20 protein-coding genes are annotated in these 16,221 nt (G+C 72.3%); 4 read left to right on the plus strand and 16 right to left on the minus strand.

Going from position 1 to position 16,221, the window contains the following annotated elements; translation table 11 throughout:
* Positions 1-4: 4 nt before the first annotated feature.
* Entirely contained in the window at positions 5-571 is a 567-nt protein-coding gene (gene hxlB, locus DEJ28_RS17315) for a 6-phospho-3-hexuloisomerase (RefSeq protein WP_258367905.1), read from the minus strand.
* Between the two features lie 110 nt (positions 572-681).
* Here hxlB and DEJ28_RS17320 point away from each other — a divergent pair, with 110 nt between their 5' ends.
* A complete protein-coding gene (locus tag DEJ28_RS17320) occupies positions 682-1,545 on the plus strand; it encodes a helix-turn-helix transcriptional regulator (RefSeq protein WP_258367906.1) in 864 nt (287 codons plus the stop codon).
* A gap of 40 nt (positions 1,546-1,585) precedes the next feature.
* On the opposite strand, the gene DEJ28_RS17325 is transcribed toward DEJ28_RS17320, so the two are convergent.
* From DEJ28_RS17325 to DEJ28_RS17365, 9 genes are all read right to left on the minus strand, one after another.
* Positions 1,586-2,071 (minus strand): helix-turn-helix domain-containing protein, encoded by a 486-nt coding sequence (locus DEJ28_RS17325; RefSeq protein ID WP_111114434.1) that lies wholly within the window; start codon positions 2,069-2,071, stop codon positions 1,586-1,588.
* Between the two features lie 90 nt (positions 2,072-2,161).
* The gene (locus tag DEJ28_RS17330) at positions 2,162-2,845 is read right to left on the minus strand and encodes a response regulator (RefSeq protein ID WP_111114435.1); all 684 of its coding nucleotides are present in this window, start codon (positions 2,843-2,845) and stop codon (positions 2,162-2,164) included.
* Positions 2,846-2,858: 13 nt separating this feature from the next.
* The gene (locus DEJ28_RS17335; protein ID WP_111114436.1) at positions 2,859-5,351 is read right to left on the minus strand and encodes an ATP-binding protein; all 2,493 of its coding nucleotides are present in this window, start codon (positions 5,349-5,351) and stop codon (positions 2,859-2,861) included.
* A gap of 127 nt (positions 5,352-5,478) precedes the next feature.
* Positions 5,479-6,078 (minus strand): potassium-transporting ATPase subunit KdpC, encoded by a 600-nt coding sequence (gene kdpC, locus DEJ28_RS17340; protein WP_111114437.1) that lies wholly within the window; start codon positions 6,076-6,078, stop codon positions 5,479-5,481.
* Between the two features lie 2 nt (positions 6,079-6,080).
* A complete protein-coding gene (gene kdpB, locus DEJ28_RS17345) occupies positions 6,081-8,177 on the minus strand; it encodes a potassium-transporting ATPase subunit KdpB (RefSeq protein ID WP_111114438.1) in 2,097 nt (698 codons plus the stop codon).
* Positions 8,178-8,188: 11 nt separating this feature from the next.
* Entirely contained in the window at positions 8,189-9,874 is a 1,686-nt protein-coding gene (gene kdpA / locus DEJ28_RS17350) for a potassium-transporting ATPase subunit KdpA (protein WP_111114439.1), read from the minus strand.
* The gene (locus DEJ28_RS17355; RefSeq protein WP_017887940.1) at positions 9,874-9,963 is read right to left on the minus strand and encodes a potassium-transporting ATPase subunit F; all 90 of its coding nucleotides are present in this window, start codon (positions 9,961-9,963) and stop codon (positions 9,874-9,876) included. Before DEJ28_RS17355 ends, kdpA begins: the two co-directional genes overlap by 1 nt.
* Entirely contained in the window at positions 9,960-10,184 is a 225-nt protein-coding gene (locus DEJ28_RS17360; protein ID WP_146248795.1) for a hypothetical protein, read from the minus strand. Before DEJ28_RS17360 ends, DEJ28_RS17355 begins: the two co-directional genes overlap by 4 nt.
* A gap of 8 nt (positions 10,185-10,192) precedes the next feature.
* Positions 10,193-11,137: a helix-turn-helix transcriptional regulator gene (locus tag DEJ28_RS17365; protein ID WP_111114440.1), complete on the minus strand. Its 945-nt coding sequence runs from the start codon at positions 11,135-11,137 to the stop codon at positions 10,193-10,195.
* A gap of 62 nt (positions 11,138-11,199) precedes the next feature.
* On the opposite strand from DEJ28_RS17365, the gene DEJ28_RS17370 reads away from it, so the two are divergent.
* On the plus strand, positions 11,200-11,655 hold the full coding sequence (locus DEJ28_RS17370; protein WP_111114441.1) for a VOC family protein: 456 nt from the start codon (positions 11,200-11,202) through the stop codon (positions 11,653-11,655).
* A gap of 34 nt (positions 11,656-11,689) precedes the next feature.
* Here DEJ28_RS17370 and DEJ28_RS17375 read toward each other — a convergent pair whose 3' ends face one another.
* From DEJ28_RS17375 to DEJ28_RS17390, 4 genes are read right to left on the minus strand one after another with little or no spacing between them, the layout of a single operon-like run.
* Positions 11,690-12,250 carry a GNAT family N-acetyltransferase gene (locus DEJ28_RS17375; RefSeq protein ID WP_111114442.1) on the minus strand — a complete coding sequence of 187 codons (561 nt, stop codon included), beginning with the start codon at positions 12,248-12,250 and terminating at the stop codon, positions 11,690-11,692.
* Positions 12,251-12,262: 12 nt separating this feature from the next.
* On the minus strand, positions 12,263-12,508 hold the full coding sequence (locus DEJ28_RS17380; protein WP_284180758.1) for a hypothetical protein: 246 nt from the start codon (positions 12,506-12,508) through the stop codon (positions 12,263-12,265).
* Positions 12,505-12,843: a hypothetical protein gene (locus tag DEJ28_RS17385; RefSeq protein ID WP_284180759.1), complete on the minus strand. Its 339-nt coding sequence runs from the start codon at positions 12,841-12,843 to the stop codon at positions 12,505-12,507. The genes DEJ28_RS17380 and DEJ28_RS17385 overlap by 4 nt, the downstream gene beginning before the upstream one ends.
* A 14-nt stretch (positions 12,844-12,857) precedes the next feature.
* Positions 12,858-13,724: a putative RNA methyltransferase gene (locus tag DEJ28_RS17390; protein ID WP_111114444.1), complete on the minus strand. Its 867-nt coding sequence runs from the start codon at positions 13,722-13,724 to the stop codon at positions 12,858-12,860.
* Positions 13,725-13,758: 34 nt separating this feature from the next.
* Between DEJ28_RS17390 and DEJ28_RS17395 the strand changes: the two genes are divergently transcribed.
* Both DEJ28_RS17395 and DEJ28_RS17400 read left to right on the plus strand, forming a co-directional pair.
* The gene (locus DEJ28_RS17395) at positions 13,759-14,514 is read left to right on the plus strand and encodes an SDR family NAD(P)-dependent oxidoreductase (protein WP_111114445.1); all 756 of its coding nucleotides are present in this window, start codon (positions 13,759-13,761) and stop codon (positions 14,512-14,514) included.
* A gap of 58 nt (positions 14,515-14,572) precedes the next feature.
* Positions 14,573-15,511 carry an aldo/keto reductase gene (locus DEJ28_RS17400; RefSeq protein ID WP_111114446.1) on the plus strand — a complete coding sequence of 313 codons (939 nt, stop codon included), beginning with the start codon at positions 14,573-14,575 and terminating at the stop codon, positions 15,509-15,511.
* 204 nt (positions 15,512-15,715) lie between these two features.
* Here DEJ28_RS17400 and DEJ28_RS17405 read toward each other — a convergent pair whose 3' ends face one another.
* A complete protein-coding gene (locus DEJ28_RS17405; RefSeq protein ID WP_146248796.1) occupies positions 15,716-15,916 on the minus strand; it encodes a hypothetical protein in 201 nt (66 codons plus the stop codon).
* A 64-nt stretch (positions 15,917-15,980) separates the two neighbouring features.
* Positions 15,981-16,211 carry a hypothetical protein gene (locus tag DEJ28_RS17410; RefSeq protein ID WP_111114448.1) on the minus strand — a complete coding sequence of 77 codons (231 nt, stop codon included), beginning with the start codon at positions 16,209-16,211 and terminating at the stop codon, positions 15,981-15,983.
* Positions 16,212-16,221 lie beyond the last annotated feature (10 nt).

Here is a 16,221-nt window from a genome sequence, read left to right on the forward strand (position 1 = left end):
CTTGTCATTCGAGGTTGGCGTGGCTGGGCCACAGGTCGTCCGCGGAGTGCCCGCTCCGCGTCCACAGGGCGTGGAAGAGTGCGTCGCCGAGCAGCACGAGCGCTTGCTCGAACCGGCTGCCGGCGTACTGGCCGGAGGCGGATCCCGAACGGTCGGTCTTCGTCGCGGCGGGGATCACGAGGGTCACCGTGGCGAGTTCTGCCAGCGGGGAGTCGTCCGTGGTGGACACGGCGAGCACCGAGGCACCGACCTCCGTCGCCGTCCGTGCGGCCTGCACGATGCTGCCCGTCGTCCCCGAGCCGCTCGCGACGAGCAGGAGGTCGCCCTCGTGGATCGCGGGTGTGGTCACCTCGCCGACGACGTGCACGTCGAGCCCGAGGTGCATGAGCCGCATGGCGGTCATCCGGAGGGCGAGTCCGGAGCGGCCGGCACCGTGGACGAACACGCGTCCGGCCCGCTCGACCAGGTCGATTGCGGCGGCGGTGTCGCCCTGGACACGGGAGTCGAGTCCGTCGGCCTCGCCGACGATCAGGGCGAGGGCGTCGGTGACGGAGACGGGCGCTTCGGGCATGGGGTCGATCCTGGTCCGGTCGGGCATCCCGCGCCGCTACCCGACACGGCGGGAGTCCCGTCCGATCGGGTGGCCCCACCCGGTCGGGTGGGCGTCGTACGGTGGATCGCGTGACCGACGCATCGAGCGACACCAGGGACGACGACGGCCTGGAGGCGCGGCTCGACCCCGCAGGACGGCTCGCGCTGGCGGACCACGTCCGGACCGTGGCCGAGCAGGCCGACCGCCATGCGCTCACGTTGGAGTCGGTGCTCGCCGTCCTCCGGTCGCCCCGGGTCGGCGACGCCGCGTCACGTGCCGAGGCGGTCGAGATCGCATCGGCGGCGCTCGTCGACCTGCGGACCGTGACGGACCGGCAGCGCGGTGCGCTCCTCGAACCCGTCACGGGTGCCTTCTCGCGACTGCGGGCCGACCTCCGCCCGTTGGTCCGCTTCGGCGACCTCGACGTGCAGTTCGTCGAGCCGCCGGCGACCGGTCGCGCGCTGCCCGGCGACGTCGCGCACAGTGCCCGCGCCATCGTCCGGACGGCGGTGCTCGCCCTCGTCGATGAAGGCGCCGCACGACGGGTGCGCATCCAGTGGGACTGCGACGGCCGGAACCTCCTCATGCAGTTGCGGGACGACGGCGCCGGCACGCTCGACGCCCACGACGACGCGATGCGGCCGATCGCCGAGCGGGTCGTCGCGCTCGACGGCGGACTCCACGTCGACTCCACGGCCGGGTGGGGGTCCGTGCTCGACATCACGATCCCGCTCGACCCGCCGCCGAGCACCCCGGCCGTGGCCGACGCCTCGGACCTGACCCCGCGCGAGCAGGACGTGCTGCGGCTCGTGGCGACGGGCGTCGGCAACCGGGAGATCGCGGACGGGCTCGGGATCAGCCTCAACACGGTGAAGTACCACGTGGCGAACCTGCTCCGGAAGCACGGTGCCCGCACCCGGGCGGAGCTCGCCGCCGTCAGCCGCCCGGCGTGACGCTCGGCGGGTGCCCCGAAGTGTGACGGTCCTGTACGCCTCAGGCCGATGGCCACGCGCGGGAGAGCGGGTACCGTCGGTCCAGCCACGGCTCGATGACCGTCGACATCACGAACCGGCCGACCAGCGCTCCTCCGGCCCAGTACGCGCCGACGACGAGGACGGCGACTCCGGGCCAGACGTGTGCGCTGATGAGGACGACGGTGAGGATCGACACTCCGACCCCGGTGCCGGAGAACAGGTACCGCCATGCGCGCCGGAACGCGTCGCGGCGCTCCTGCTCCACCGCCGCACGCTCGTCGTGCCCTCGGACCTCCGGCTGCAACACGGCCGCGTCGGTCTCCGCGAACAGGTCGCGGACCGGCACCCCGAGGGCTCGCGCGATGGCGGACAGCGACTCGAGGCTCCCGTCGTTGCCGCCCTCGATGCGCTGCACGGTCCGCGCGGCGACACCGCTCTCCTCGGCAAGTCGCTCCTGGGTCCAGCCGCGCAGTCGGCGCAGCTCCGTGATCCGCATGTCGTTCATGTCCCGAACCCTAGGGAACGGCGCTCGCCCGCACCACGACACGGGGATGACAGTGCCACGACAGCGACACGACAGCAGTTTCAGCCGCCGTCAGCCGCCCGGCGTGAAGCGGTAGCCCATGCCGGACTCGGTGACGAGGTAGCGCGGGTGCGCGGGGTCCGGCTCCAGCTTCCGGCGGAGCTGCGCCATGTACAGCCGCAGGTACCCGGAGTCGTTGCCGTGCGACGGCCCCCACACCTCGGTGAGGAGCATCTCGCGGGTCATCAGCCGGTCCGGGTTCGTGACGAGGACCTCGAGCAGCCGCCACTCGGTCGGCGTCAGGCGGATCGCCGGGCCCTCCTCGGGGGTCACCTGCTTCGCGACGAGGTCGACGACGAGCGACCCGACCCGGATCGTCGGGGCCTCGTCGACCACGGCCTGCCGACGACGCCCGAGTGCCCGGAGCCGTGCGAGCAGCTCGTCCATCTGGAACGGCTTCGTCACGTAGTCGTCCGCACCGGCGTCGAGGGCGTCGACCTTGTCGGACGAGTCCGTGCGCCCCGACAGCACCAGCACGGGTACCTGCGACCACGCCCGGACACCCTCGAGCACCCCGATGCCGTCGAGCCGCGGCATCCCGAGGTCGAGGAGCACCAGGTCGGGCCGTTCGGTGATGACCGAGTCGATCGCGGCACGGCCGTCCCGGGCGGTGACGACGTCGTAGCCGCGGGCGGCGAGCGTCACGGCGAGCGCCCGGACGAGCTGGGCGTCGTCGTCGGCGATCAGGACCTTCATCGAGCACTGCCCTTCATCGGACGTCCACTCCCACGTGCCCGGCGATCGGCAGCCGCACCACGACGGTGAGGCCACCGCCGGGGGTGTCGTCGACCTCGATCGTGCCGCCCATCCCCTCGGTGAAGCCGCGTGCGAGCGCCAGCCCGAGGCCGAGTCCGGTGTCGTTGTCGGTGTCACCGAGTCGCTGGAACGGCTGGAAGACCTCGCCGCGGCGGTCCTCGGGGATGCCGGGGCCGTGGTCGGCGACGCGCAGTTCGACGCCGCCGCCGAACGCGCTCGCGGCCACGCGGACCCGGGTGCCGTCCGGGGCGTACCGGGCGGCGTTCGCGAGCAGGTTCACGACGACCCGCTGCAGCAGCACGGCGTCGGCGAGGACCGGCGGCAGCTCGGCGGGAAGGTCGAGGTCGACGTCGTCCGGTCCGAGCTCGAGCTCGTCGAGTGCCGGGGCGACCACCGTCTCGAGGGCGATGGCCACGGGCGTGACCGCGAGCACCCCGGCCTGCACGCGGCTGACGTCCAGCAGGTCTGCCAACAGCACCGCCAGTTGTCGCAAGCTCTCGTCGGCGGTCGCGAGCAGCGCCTCCCGGTCGGTCTGCGACAGCTCGATGTCGGACGCACGGAGCGTCTGCACAGCCGCTGAAGCGGCGGCGATCGGCCGCCGCACGTCGTGGCCGACGGCCGCGAGGATCGCACTGCGGACCCGGTCCGCCGCCGCGATCCGTTCCGCGTCGACGGCGGTGCGGGTGAGCTCGCGGTGTTCGACGGCGGCGTCGAGCTGCTGCTCGACGACGCGCAGCAGCCGTCGCTGGGTCGGGTCGTCGGGTGCGCCCGCGAACTCCAGGACGGCACCGGACGGGAGGCGCGTGGCCGCGTCCGGCGTCTCGCCGAACGTCCCCGACGCGGCCGGGACCTCGTCGCCCTGGCGGATCCGGACGCCGGCGAAGCCGAAGGCCTCCCGGGTGCGGTCGAGGAGCGCCTGCAGGGCGTCGTCGCCGCGGAGCACGCTGCCGGCGATCCCGACGAGGAGCCCCGACTCGGCGGCCGCTCGGCGTGCGGCCCGGGAACGGCGGGCCGAGCGGTCCACGACGAAGCTGACGAGCACCGCGCTGATGACGTACATGACGAGGGCGACCAGGTGCCAGGGCTGCTGCACCGTCACCATGTGCAGGGGTTGGACGAAGAAGAAGTCGAGGCTCAGCCCGGACAGCACCGCGGCGAACACGGCCGGCCACATCCCGCCGACCAGGGCGACGACGAGCACGAGCAGTTGGTACGCGAGCACGTCGACCGTGATCGCGTCCGGGTCCGTGGTGAACGACAGCAGCCAGGTCAGCAGCGGACCGGCGACCACCGAGAGCACGAACGCGGCGACGATGCGTCCGCGCGACAGGCTGCCGCCGAGCTTGGGCAGGGCGAACCCGCCGCCGGCACGCTCGTGCGTGACGACGTGCACGTCGATGTCCCCGGACTCGCGGATCACCGTGTTGCCGATGCCCGGTCCCGTGAGCGCGGCCGCCACTCGCGTGCGCCGGCTCACCCCGATGACGATCTGCGTCGCGTCGATCGACTTCGCGAACCGCACGAGCGTCGTGGGCACGCCGTCGCCGACCACCTGGTGGTAGGTCCCACCGAGCTGCTCGAGCAGGGCGCGCTGCTTGCCGAGGGCGCCGGGGTGTCGCTCGCGCAGGCCGTCGTTCGTCGTGACGTGCACCGCGGCGAGCTCACCACCGGCACTCCGGGCGGCGATCCGCGCACCGCGACGGAGCAGTGTCTCGCCCTCCGGACCGCCGGTCAGCGCCACGAGCACGCGCTCGCGGGTCTCCCAGCGGTGGTCGATGCCGTGCTCGGCACGGTAGGCCTTCAGGGCGTCGTCGACCTCGTCGGCGAGCCAGAGCAGGGCGATCTCCCGCAGGGCGGTGAGGTTGCCGAGGCGGAAGTAGTTCGACAGGGCCGCGTCGATCCGCGCCGCCGGGTACACCACACCGTCCGAGAGCCGCTCGCGGAGTGCCGCCGGCGCGAGGTCCACCACCTCGATCTGGTCGGCCGCCCGCACCACGGCGTCCGGCACCGTCTCGCGCTGCACGGTCCCCGTGATCTCGCGCACGACGTCGCCGAGGGACTGCATGTGCTGCACGTTCACGGTCGAGATGACGTCGATGCCCGCGGCGAGCAGTGCTTCGACGTCCTGCCAGCGCTTCTCGTGCGGGCCGTCGGGGGCGTTCGTGTGCGCGAGCTCGTCGACCAGTGCGACCTCGGGCGCCCGGGCGACCACCGCGTCGAGGTCCAGGTCGTCGAGCTCCACGCCGCGGTGCGTGACCGTGCGGCGCGGGACCACCTCGAGGCCGTCCACGAGTGCCGCGGTGGCGGCGCGCCCGTGGGTCTCCACGACGGCGACGACCACGTCGCGGCCCTCGTCGAGCAGGCGACGGCCCTCTTCGAGCATCGTGAACGTCTTGCCGACACCGGGCGCCGCACCGAGCAGGACCCGCAGCTTCCCGCGCTTCACGTGCTCATCCTCTCGCGTCCGGCGGGTGTCGTCGCGGTGCACAACCGAAGCGGACTCGCGCCGCGCGATTCCGCGGTTCGACGCGACTTCGGTTGTGCGCCGCGCAGACGCACCAGCCTCGGCACGGTCAGGACCGCTTCGCCAGGGCGAGGTTCAGCTCGAGGACGTTCACGACGGGCTCGCCCAGGAACCCGAGCTGCCGCGACTCGGTGTGCTCCGCGACGAGCGAGCGCACCGTCGCCTCGGACAGGCCCCGCGCCGACGCCACCCGTGCGACCTGCTGCTCCGCGTAGTCCGGGCTGATGTCCGGGTCGAGGCCGGAGCCCGACGCCGTCACGGCGTCCGCCGGCACGTCCGAGGGCGACACCCCGTCCGCCTTCGCGACGGCGGCGCGGCGCTCCTCGACCGCCTTGACGAGGTCGGGGTTGGTCGGCCCGAGGTTCGAGCCGGACGACGCACCGGCGTCGTAGCCCTGCTCACCCGCGGCACTCGGCCGTGACTGGAACCAGCGGTCCGAGCCGCGACCGGCGAAGGACTGCCCGATGAGCGAGGAGCCGACGGCCGTGCCGTCCGAGGAGCGGATGATCGAGCCCGATGCCTGCGCGGGGAACGCGGCCTGCCCGACACCCCAGACGGCGAGCGGGTAGGCGATGCCGAGCACCACCGTGGCGAGCAGGGTGAGGCGGACGGCCACACCGGCGGAACGGACAGAGGAGCGAACAGACATGATCAGAATCCCGGGATGAGACCGACGACGAGGTCGATGAGCTTGATGCCGATGAAGGGGACGATGACGCCGCCGAGCCCGTAGACGAGCAGGTTGCGGCCGAGGATCGACGAGGCCGAGGCGGCGCGGTACTGCACGCCGCGCAGGGACAGCGGGATGAGCGCCACGATGACGAGCGCGTTGAAGACGACGGCGCTGAGGATCGCGGACGACGGACTGTGCAGCCCCATCACGTTGAGCGCCGCGAGCCCGGGGAACGCCACCTGGAACATCGCGGGGATGATCGCGAAGTACTTGGCGATGTCGTTCGCGATCGAGAAGGTGGTGAGCGCGCCGCGGGTGATGAGCAGCTGCTTCCCGATCCGGACGACGTCGATGAGCTTCGTCGGGTCGGAGTCGAGGTCGACCATGTTGCCGGCCTCCTTCGCCGCGGTCGTCCCGGTGTTCATCGCCACGCCGACGTCCGCCTGGGCAAGGGCCGGGGCGTCGTTCGTGCCGTCCCCGGTCATCGCGACGAGGTTGCCGCCCTCCTGCTCCTTGCGGATGAGGGCGAGCTTGTCCTCCGGCGTGGCCTCGGCGAGGAAGTCGTCGACGCCGGCCTCGGCCGCGATGGCCGCCGCGGTGCGGGGGTTGTCGCCGGTGATCATCACGGTGCGGATGCCCATGCTCCGGAGCTCGGCGAAGCGCTCGGCGATGCCGTCCTTGACGACGTCCTTGAGGTGCACGACGCCGAGCAGGGAGGCCTCGCCCGAGGGCGAGCGTCGAGCGACCACCAGCGGGGTCCCACCGGCGTCGGAGATCTCGGCGACGGTGGCGTCGATCGCCTCTGCCACACCGGCCGAGGTGGTTCCAGCCCATGCCAGCACTGCAGCGGCGGCACCCTTCCGGACTTCGGTGCCGTCGACCAGGTCGACGCCCGACATCCGGGTCTGCGCCGTGAACGGCACCTCCAGGGCGCCGGACGGCAGGCCCGGAGCGATGTCCGAGGCCGCCGCGAGCTCCACGATGGAGCGCCCCTCCGGCGTGCCGTCGGCGGCCGACGACAGCGCCGCGGCCTCCATCAGCGCGTCGACCGTGACTCCGGGAACGGGCACGACGCGGGACGCCCGGCGGTTGCCGTACGTGATCGTGCCGGTCTTGTCGAGCAGCAGGGTGGTGATGTCCCCGGCTGCCTCGACCGCACGCCCGGACATCGTGAGGACGTTGTGCTGGACGAGGCGGTCCATGCCGGCGATGCCGATCGCGGAGAGCAGGGCGCCGATGGTGGTCGGGATGAGGCAGACGAGCAGGGCGATGAGGACGGGCACGCTGACGGTCGCTCCGACGAGCCCCGCGATCGGCTGCATCGTCAGGCAGACGATGACGAAGACGATCGACAGCGACGCGAGCAGGATGTTCAGCGCGATCTCGTTCGGCGTCTTCTGTCGGGCGGCGCCCTCGACCAGGCGGATCATCCGGTCGATGAACGTCTCGCCGGGCGTCGAGGTGATGCGGACGACGATCCGGTCGGAGAGCACACGGGTGCCACCGGTGACGGCGCTCCGGTCGCCGCCCGACTCGCGGATCACGGGTGCGGACTCCCCCGTCACGGCGGACTCGTCGATCGACGCGATGCCGTCGATCACGTCGCCGTCGCCGGGGACGACCTCGCCGGCCACCACGAGGACGACGTCGCCCTTCGCCAGGTCGACGGACGCGATGTCCTCGGTCGCGGCGGACAGCGCGGCCGGGTCCGCGCCGTCGTAGGCCACGACGCGGCGCGCGCTGGTCGTCGACCGGGTCTTCCGCAGCGTGTCGGCCTGGGCCTTGCCACGGCCCTCGGCCACGGCCTCGGCCAGGTTCGCGAAGACGACGGTGAGCCACAACCAGACCGCGATCGCGGTCGTGAAGACGGACGGTTCGACGATCGCGGTCGCCGTGGTGAGCGCGGCCCCGATCTCGACGATGAACATCACCGGGTTCCGCCACATGAGTCGCGGATCGAGTTTGCGGAGGGCGCCCGGGAGGCCCGCCACCAGTTGACGGGGCCCGAATGCGGACGAGCGTGTGGCCGGCCTGGAGGCGGTGGTCGCCTCGTGCGCGGAGGTCGCGGTGGTCATGGTGTCGGCTTTCATCGGGCGAGGGCTTCTGCGAGCGGACCCAGTGCGAGCACCGGGAAGTAGGTGAGAGCGGTGACGACGATCGCGACGCCGCCGAGCAGCACCACGAACAGCGGTCGGTGGGTCGGCAGCGTGCCGACCGTCTCCGGGACCCGGTCCTGCGACGCGAGGGACCCGGCGAGCGCCAGGACGAACACCATCGGCACGAACCGGCCGAGCAGCATGACGACGCCGAGCGCGGAGTTCATCCACGTCGTGTTCGCCGTCAGTCCGCCGAACGCCGAGCCGTTGTTGTTCGCGCCGGAGGTGAACGCGTAGAGCAGCTCGGACAGCCCGTGGTTGCCCGGGTTGAAGATCGACGTGCCGAGGACCTGCTCCCGGACGCCGGGGATGAGGAGGGACAGGCCGGTGCCGAGCAGGGCGAGCGTCGGCGTGACGAGGACGTAGAGCGACGCGAAGGTCATCTCGCGGGCACGGATCTTCTTGCCGAGGTACTCCGGCGTCCGGCCGACCAGCAGGCCGCCGATGAAGACCGTGATGACGGCGAGCACGAGCATCCCGTAGAGCCCGGAGCCGACGCCGCCGGGCGAGATCTCGCCGAGCATCATGTTGACGAGCGCCATCATCCCGCCGATCGGGGTGAAGCTGTCGAACATCCCGTTCACGGCGCCGGTGGAGGTCGCGGTCGAGGTGGTGCCGAAGAGCGTCGTGCCGAGGATCCCGAAGCGGACCTCCTTGCCCTCCATCGCGGCCCCTGCAGCGTGGGTGGCGACACCGCCCGCTCCGAGTTCGGCGATGGACATCACCGAGAGCGACACGAGGAAGATCGCCCCCATCACGGCGAGGATCGCGTAGCCCTGGCGGTCGTCGTCGACGAGCCGGCCGAAGGTGCGCGGCAGTGAGAACGGGATGACGAGCATGAGGAAGACCTCGACGAGGTTCGTCCACGCCTGCGGGTTCTCGAACGGGTGCGCCGAGTTGACGTTGAAGTACCCGCCGCCGTTCGTGCCGAGTTCCTTGATGGCCTCCTGCGAGGCGACGAACCCGTCCGGGATGTGCTGCGTCCCGCCGACCAGCGTGGTGACGTCCGTACCGGCGCCCCACGACTGGATCACACCGCCGGCGACGAGGACGATCGCGAAGACGAACGCCCCGGGCAGGAGCAGCCGACCGGTCCCCCGGACGACGTCCACCCAGATGTTGCCGAGCGTGCCGGTGCGCCGGCGGGCGAACCCGCGGACGAGTGCCACGGCGACGGCCAGGCCGACGGCGGCGGACAGGAAGTTCTGCACCGCCAGGCCCGCCATCTGCACGCTGTAGCCCAGCGTGACCTCGGGCGAGTACGACTGCCAGTTCGTGTTCGTCACGAACGAGGCCGCCGTGTTGAACGCCAACGACGGTCCGACCCCCGGCAGCCCGAGGTCACCCGGCAGCACGACCTGGATCCGCTGCAGCAGGTAGACGACGAGGAGCCCGACAACGCTGAACAGCAGCACGCCGCGGAGGTACGCGGGCCACGACTGCTCGGCGTCGGGGTCGACGCCGATGAGCCGGTACACGCCGCGCTCGACCCGGTTGTGCCGGACGGGCGTGAACACGTGCGCCATCCAGTCGCCCACCGGACGGTAGGCGACGACGAGGAGCAGGACGACGGTGGCGACCTGGACGATGCCCGCCCAGACGTCTGCGGCCCCCATCAGAACCGCTCGGGACGCACGAGCGCCCAGACGAGGTACACGACTGCTGCGATGCCGAGGACGGCGGCCGCGATGGTGATGCCGATCACAGCCGTTCCACCCCCTTGGCGATCAGTGCCACCACGCCGAACACGGCGAGGACACCGGCGACGACGAAGACGTCGAACACGAGGAACTCCAGAAGGATCTGCGGTGTCCGCGCCGGGCGACGCGGACCGGCACCACTTGTGGTGCCGAGCCGATGGTGGATCCTGCGCCGCGCCTCCAGGCCGCTCCTAACGGTTCCCTGACGCCGCCCTGCCGGACGCATGCGCCCTGCTAACGGACTCCCGCTCCCCGCAGCCGCTCGGCCAGGGCGAGCGTCGCCTGGCGGAGGTCCTCGGGGCCCTCGACTGTGAAGTCCGCCGCGAACCCGGCGAACCGCGCCGCGAGTCCCGCCCACGACCAGGAGCCGAGTGTCGCCCGGCACCGGCCGGACCCGAGGTCCTCGAGCTCCGCCTCCGGTGGGAGGTACGGGGCGACCGTCGCCGCCTGCGCATCGAGCACCGCGGTCCCGACGCAGGGCCACACGTCGTCCCGGTCGGACCCCTTGAAGCGGGCGGACACGAACGTCGCAGCGTCACCGCCCGGGATCGGCCGGGGCGCGAACCGCACACGCGTCCGCGTCCTCGGGGTGATGCGGTCGATCCGGTGGGTGCGCCAGTCCTGTCGGTCGAGGTCCCAGTCGAGGAGGTACCAGCGGCCGTTCCGGGCGACGATGGCGTGCGGCTCCACATGGCGGGACGCGTCGTCGACCCCGTACCCGAAGCGCAGGACCTCGCCGAGGTGCACGGCTTCGGCCACCGCCACGAGCACGTCCGGGTCGGTGCGAGTCGGTCCGGTCGTCGTGACGGCCTGCACGGCGTCGATCCGCGCACGGAGCCGCGCTGGCATGACCTGCCGGACCGTCGCGAGTGCCCGTGCGGCGGACTCGGCGATGTCCGCTCCGGATGCCGGGGCAACGGCGAGCGCCAGACCGATGGCGACCGCCTGGTCGTCGTCGAAGAGCAGCGGCGGCAGGTCGGAACCCGCCGCGAGTCGGTACCCGCCGGCCGGGCCGCGGAGTGACTCGACCCGGTAGCCGAGTGCACGCAGGCGGTCCACGTCGCGTCGCACCGTGCGGGGGCTGACGTCGAGCCGTCCGGCGAGCTCGTCGCCGGGCCAGTCGCGGTGCACCTGCAGCAGTGAGAGCAGGGCGAGCATGCGCGAGGACGGTCCGGCCATGTCGATCAGTATCGTCCGAGAAGCGGACAGGATCTGACCGCATCGCTCGACATGCTCGACCCATGAGCATCGAGACGACCACACACATCAACTTCGACGGACAGGCCCGCGAGGCCCTCGACTTCTACGCCGCCGCGTTCGGCGGGCAGGTCGCCGCCATGACCTACGGGCAGATGGGCGCCTCGGACGACCCGGCCTGGGCCGACCGCATCGTCTGGGGCCAGGTCGCCACCGACGCCGGCCTCCGCGTGATGGCCTTCGACGTCTGGCCGGGGCAGCCCCACGACCAGGGTGCGAACGCCTTCTACCTGTACGTGCACGGGGACGACACGGCCGAGGTCGAGCGGTACTGGGCGGCGCTGTCCGAGGGCGCCGAGATCCGGCAGCCGCTGGCACCGTCGGCGTGGGCGCCGCTCGCCGGCCAGCTCCGCGACCGGTTCGGCGTCATCTGGGCGCTCGACGTCGCAGCGCCCCAGGAGGAAGCAGCACCGCAGGAGGAAGCCGCGCCGCAGGGGTAGGTCAGCTCCAGGCCGCCGCGACTCGGCGCCCGTGTCAGCGCGGCCGGGGATCGCTGTCGAGCATCGCCATCCGCACGGCATCGATCCACGCGCCACCCCAGCGCAGGGCGTCACGCGCACGGCCCTCGACGACGAAGCCGATCTTCTCGTACGAGCGCCGTGCGACGGGGTTGAACGCGTAGACCTCGAGTGAGATCCGGTGCAGCCCGACCTCGTCGAAGGCCCAGTCGACCACCGCGCGCCCGGCCTCGGTGCCGTAGCCGTGCCCCCGCAGCGAGGGCCCGGCGAGGGCGATCCGGTAGTTCACCGCGAGGTCGTCCTCCTCGAGTTCGTTGAGGACGACCTCGCCGAGGTACGTGCCGTCGGCGTCCGCGATCGCGAAGTCCGCGCGGTCCTCGGCGCCGGGCAGCCGATCGAGGTGGGCTCGGACCTGCTCCCGGGTGAACGTGCCGCGCGTGCCGGTGAGGCGCATCGCGTCGTGGTCGCCGAGCGCGGCCATGGTCTCGTCGAGGTGGTCCGGCCCGAGCTGCACGAGCGTCAGCCGGTCGGTCGTCAGGGTCGGCTGTGCGGCGAGCCGGTCAGCGATCACACTCATGGGCACCAGAGCCTAGGGCGAGGGCGACGCCGTCGGCATCGCCGTCGGCATCGCCGTCGGCATCGCCGTCGGCATCGCCGTCGGCATCGCCTCGACCGTGAAGCCCCCCAACGGTCCGGCGCAGCTCCCGCCGTCGGCGCAGGTCGAGTAGTCCCAGTTCTCGATGCCGAACGAGACCTCGCCCGGTGGGAAGTCCACCGGGAGCGTCACCGTCACCGACCAGGACCCGTCGAGCGCCTCGTCCGTCCGCGCGCTCACCTGGCGGCCGTCCTCGAGCGGCTGTCCTCGAACCTGTCCACCGTCACCGACCAGGACCCGTCGAGCGCCTCGTCCGTCCGCGCGCTCACCTGGCGGCCGTCCTCGAGCGGCTGTCGCGCCGTGACCACCCACCCGCCGTCCGGGACGGGCACGTCGCAGACGTCCGACGAGGACACCGTCACCCGGTCGCCCGGGTGCACCGTCCGGGGAGCTGCCGTCATGCGCGGGACACATCCGCCGCGGTCCCCACCACTCGACGAGTACGAGCAGCCGGCCAGCGCGCCGATGCCGAACACCAGCTTCAGGCTCACCGCCACGAACCCCCGGACCCGCATGGGAACGAGCCTAGTCAGCGCGCGGGCGTCCAGGTGCTGACCGTCACGGCAGCGGTGACCGCGGCGGGCGCGAACACCGTGTCCGCGTCGACGTGGTGGTGGCTCGGACCCATGTGCACGACGTCGTGGACGTCCTCGGCGGACAGGTCCATCGTCCACGTGAGGTCGTCCGAGCTCCGCAGCACGAACGCCGGCGTCAACGAGTCGCGCAGGCGTCGCTCCTTCTCCGGGTCCACCGTGATCGTCGCCGCCGCCAGCTCCGCCAGGTGGCCGGTCCGCGGGGTCACCACGACGAGCACACCGTCCGGGTGCAGCACCCGGGCGTACTCCGTCTGGTTGCGCGGCGCGAAGACGTCGAGCACGACGGCTGCGGCGCCGTCGACGACCGGGAGGCGCTCGGTCACGTCCCCGACGACCGCACCGGCACGCTCGTGGGCCCGTGCAGCCCGCCGGATCGCGACGGCCGACAGGTCCAACGCGACCCCGAGCCGTGGATCCGCGTCGCCGTCGACCGAGGCTGATGCGCCGGGGGCGGCCCCGTGCCTCCCGTCTGCTGCGTCCAGTGCGTGGGCCAGGTACGTGCCCGGGCCGGAACCGACGTCGAGGACGATGCCCGGCGCCGTCGCCTCGGCGACGACCGCGGCGAGCGCCCGCTCGACGGGCGCGTAGTGCCCGCGCCCGAGGAACCGCAGTCGCGCGTCGACCATCTCCGGGGTGTCGGCGGTGAGCGCGCGTCGTTTCGCCGGCAGGAGGGTCAGATGCCCCTGCTTCGCCTCGTCGAACCGGTGGCCGGTCGCGCAACCGACCTGGCCGGAGCCGGTACGACCGAGCGGCTCGGCGCACACGGGGCAGGCGAGCACGGGGAGCAGGTCGTCGCGCACGGTCCCAGCGTACGGGCGTCGGTAGCCTGGCCGGATGTCGCTGCAACAGCTCTTCGGACTCGACGGCCGTACCGCGCTCGTGACCGGGGGCAGTTCCGGCATCGGGCAGGCCATCGTCGTCGCGCTCGCCGATGCGGGTGCCCACGTGCTCGTCGCCGCCCGCACACGAGCCACGATCGACGAGACGGTCGCGTCGGTCCGAGCGACCGGTGGATCCGCGGACGGCATCGTCGCGGACCTCGCCACACGTGCCGGCGCGCACGCCCTCGCCGACGCCGCGGGACAGGTCGACGTGCTCGTCAACTCCGCGGGGATCAACCTCCGGCCGCCGATGGCCGAACTCGACGAGGACACCTGGGACGCGACGATGGCCGTGAACCTCGACGCCCCGTTCGTCCTCGGGCAGCGACTCGCGCCGGGCATGGCGGCACGCGGCCACGGCCGCATCGTCTCGATCAGTTCGCAGCAGGCCCACCGCCCGTTCGCGGCCAGCGGCGCGTACGGGGTCTCCAAGGCGGGCCTGGAGGCACTGGCCCGCTCCCAGGCAGAGGCCTGGTCCGGGCAGGGGGTCACCTCCAACGTCCTCGTCCCCGGTTTCGTCCAGACGCCGCTGAACCGGCGCCTCAGCGCCGACCCGGCAACGGTGTCGGCGCTCGCCGCGCGGACCCTGGTCGGCCGGAACGGTGTCGCGTCCGACTTCGCCGCGGCTGCGGTGTTCCTCGCCGGGGACGGTTCGGCGTACGTCACCGGGCAGTCCATCGCGGTCGACGGCGGGTTCTCGGTGCACTGAACGACGTGGCACTGGCAGGGCCTGCCTGTCGCCCGGCGTCGGTGGCAGGATCGTCGGCGTGAAGACACTGGAGTTGCCACAGACGGACCTCACCGCCTCCGACGTGATCGTCGGACTGATGCGGATCAACGACATGAGCGACGAGGACATCCGGTCGCTCTACGCAGCGTCACGCGACGCCGGCGTCACGATGTTCGACCACGCCGCGGTCTACGGCGGCTGGCACGGCTGCGAGGAGCGGTTCGGTGCCGCGGTCACGCTGTCGGCGGCCGAGCGCGCCGAGATCGTGCTGCAGACGAAGGTCGGTATCCGCCCGACGGCGAACGGCGCGTACTTCGACTTCTCCTACGAGCACATCCTCGAGTCGGTGCACGAGTCGCTCGAGGCCCTGCGCACGGACTACATCGACGTGCTGCTCCTGCACCGTCCCGACGCCCTGGTCGAGCCGGAAGAGGTCGCGAAGGCCTTCGACGAACTGCACGCAGCCGGCAAGGTGCACCACTTCGGTGTCTCGAACCACACCCCCGGCCAGGTCGCACTGCTCAAGAAGCACGTCACCCGTCCGCTCGCCTTCAACCAGGTGCAGCTGAGCATCACCCACGCCAACGTCATCTCCCAGGGCGTCGCCGCGAACATGGGCGGGCTCGACCAGTCGATCGACCGCGACAACGACATCCTCAACTCCTCACGCCTCAACGACGTGACGCTGCAGGCCTGGTCGCCGTTCCAGAAGGGCTTCTTCGACGGCGTCTTCCTCGGCGACCGCGAGCACTACGCCGAGCTCAACGACGTGCTGGACGAGATCGCGGCCGCGCACGGCGTCACCCCGACCGGGATCGCCGTCGCGTGGATCACCCGGCACCCCGCGCACTTCCAGGTCGTCCTCGGCACGACGAACCCGCAGCGCGTGCGTGACTCCGCGGCGGGCTCGGACGTGGCGCTCTCCCGCGAGGAGTGGTACCGGATCTTCACGGCCGCCGGGCACACCGTCCCCTGAGCGGGCGCGGCGTCCCGCGCCGCCCGCACAACCGAAGGCACCCCGAACCGCGCGGAAGCGTGGCGCGAGGTGCCTTTCGTTGCGCGAAGCCACACCGACGTCGAAGCGCCGTGAGATCGCACTCCGGCGGCGGCGCGATCGGCTGAAGCGGCACGGAGTGCGATCTCGGCGCGCCGAGTCCGCGGGCCGCCGACGGCTGGCGGGTCAGTCGGCGGAGGTCGGGGTGCGCGGGACGCTGATGTCCACGGGTGACACCGCAGCGGGATCGGCGGAGGCGCCGCCCACCACGTCGAACGAGATCCCGAGCATGGCCGGGTCCTCGTCGAGCTCGAGCCCGTCCTCGCGGACCTGGTCCTCGGGGATCGCACGGCCGCCGGACGGATCGAACGAGTTCGCAATCGACATGCCGACGAGCATGCCGGTCCCGCTTGGCAATCCGCCAAGAACGGGCACGGCGTGCGCGATGGGGTCAGGCGTCGCCCGGGTGCAGCCGGTCGCCGGGCTCGGGACGTCGGAACACCGGTCCCCCGCCGGCCTCGTCCTCGTCGTCGTGGCGGGCCACGGACACGCTCGGGTCGACGGAGTCCTCGCCGACGTCGGCGCCGCGGTCCTCCTCCACCTGGAGTTCGTCCTCGTCGGAGCCGTCCACCGGGACGGAGCGGCCGGCCTGTTCGGGATCGAAGGGTGCGCTCATCGACATGGGGCGAGCA

The organism is Curtobacterium sp. MCPF17_002, assembly GCF_003234115.2.
Taxonomy (GTDB): Bacteria; Actinomycetota; Actinomycetes; order Actinomycetales; family Microbacteriaceae; genus Curtobacterium.

Coding starts and splice junctions, on each gene's coding strand:
- hxlB (WP_258367905.1), bottom strand. CDS start 571: ATGCCCGAAGCGCCCGTCTCCGTCACCGACGCCCTCGCCCTGATCGTC.
- DEJ28_RS17325 (WP_111114434.1), bottom strand. CDS start 2,071: ATGAACGACATGCGGATCACGGAGCTGCGCCGACTGCGCGGCTGGACC.
- DEJ28_RS17330 (WP_111114435.1), bottom strand. CDS start 2,845: ATGAAGGTCCTGATCGCCGACGACGACGCCCAGCTCGTCCGGGCGCTC.
- kdpC (WP_111114437.1), bottom strand. CDS start 6,078: ATGTCTGTTCGCTCCTCTGTCCGTTCCGCCGGTGTGGCCGTCCGCCTC.
- kdpB (WP_111114438.1), bottom strand. CDS start 8,177: ATGACCACCGCGACCTCCGCGCACGAGGCGACCACCGCCTCCAGGCCG.
- kdpA (WP_111114439.1), bottom strand. CDS start 9,874: ATGGGGGCCGCAGACGTCTGGGCGGGCATCGTCCAGGTCGCCACCGTC.
- DEJ28_RS17360 (WP_146248795.1), bottom strand. CDS start 10,184: ATGCGTCCGGCAGGGCGGCGTCAGGGAACCGTTAGGAGCGGCCTGGAG.
- DEJ28_RS17365 (WP_111114440.1), bottom strand. CDS start 11,137: ATGGCCGGACCGTCCTCGCGCATGCTCGCCCTGCTCTCACTGCTGCAG.
- DEJ28_RS17370 (WP_111114441.1), top strand. CDS start 11,200: ATGAGCATCGAGACGACCACACACATCAACTTCGACGGACAGGCCCGC.
- DEJ28_RS17375 (WP_111114442.1), bottom strand. CDS start 12,250: ATGAGTGTGATCGCTGACCGGCTCGCCGCACAGCCGACCCTGACGACC.
- DEJ28_RS17385 (WP_284180759.1), bottom strand. CDS start 12,843: ATGCGGGTCCGGGGGTTCGTGGCGGTGAGCCTGAAGCTGGTGTTCGGC.
- DEJ28_RS17395 (WP_111114445.1), top strand. CDS start 13,759: ATGTCGCTGCAACAGCTCTTCGGACTCGACGGCCGTACCGCGCTCGTG.
- DEJ28_RS17405 (WP_146248796.1), bottom strand. CDS start 15,916: ATGTCGATTGCGAACTCGTTCGATCCGTCCGGCGGCCGTGCGATCCCC.
- DEJ28_RS17410 (WP_111114448.1), bottom strand. CDS start 16,211: ATGTCGATGAGCGCACCCTTCGATCCCGAACAGGCCGGCCGCTCCGTC.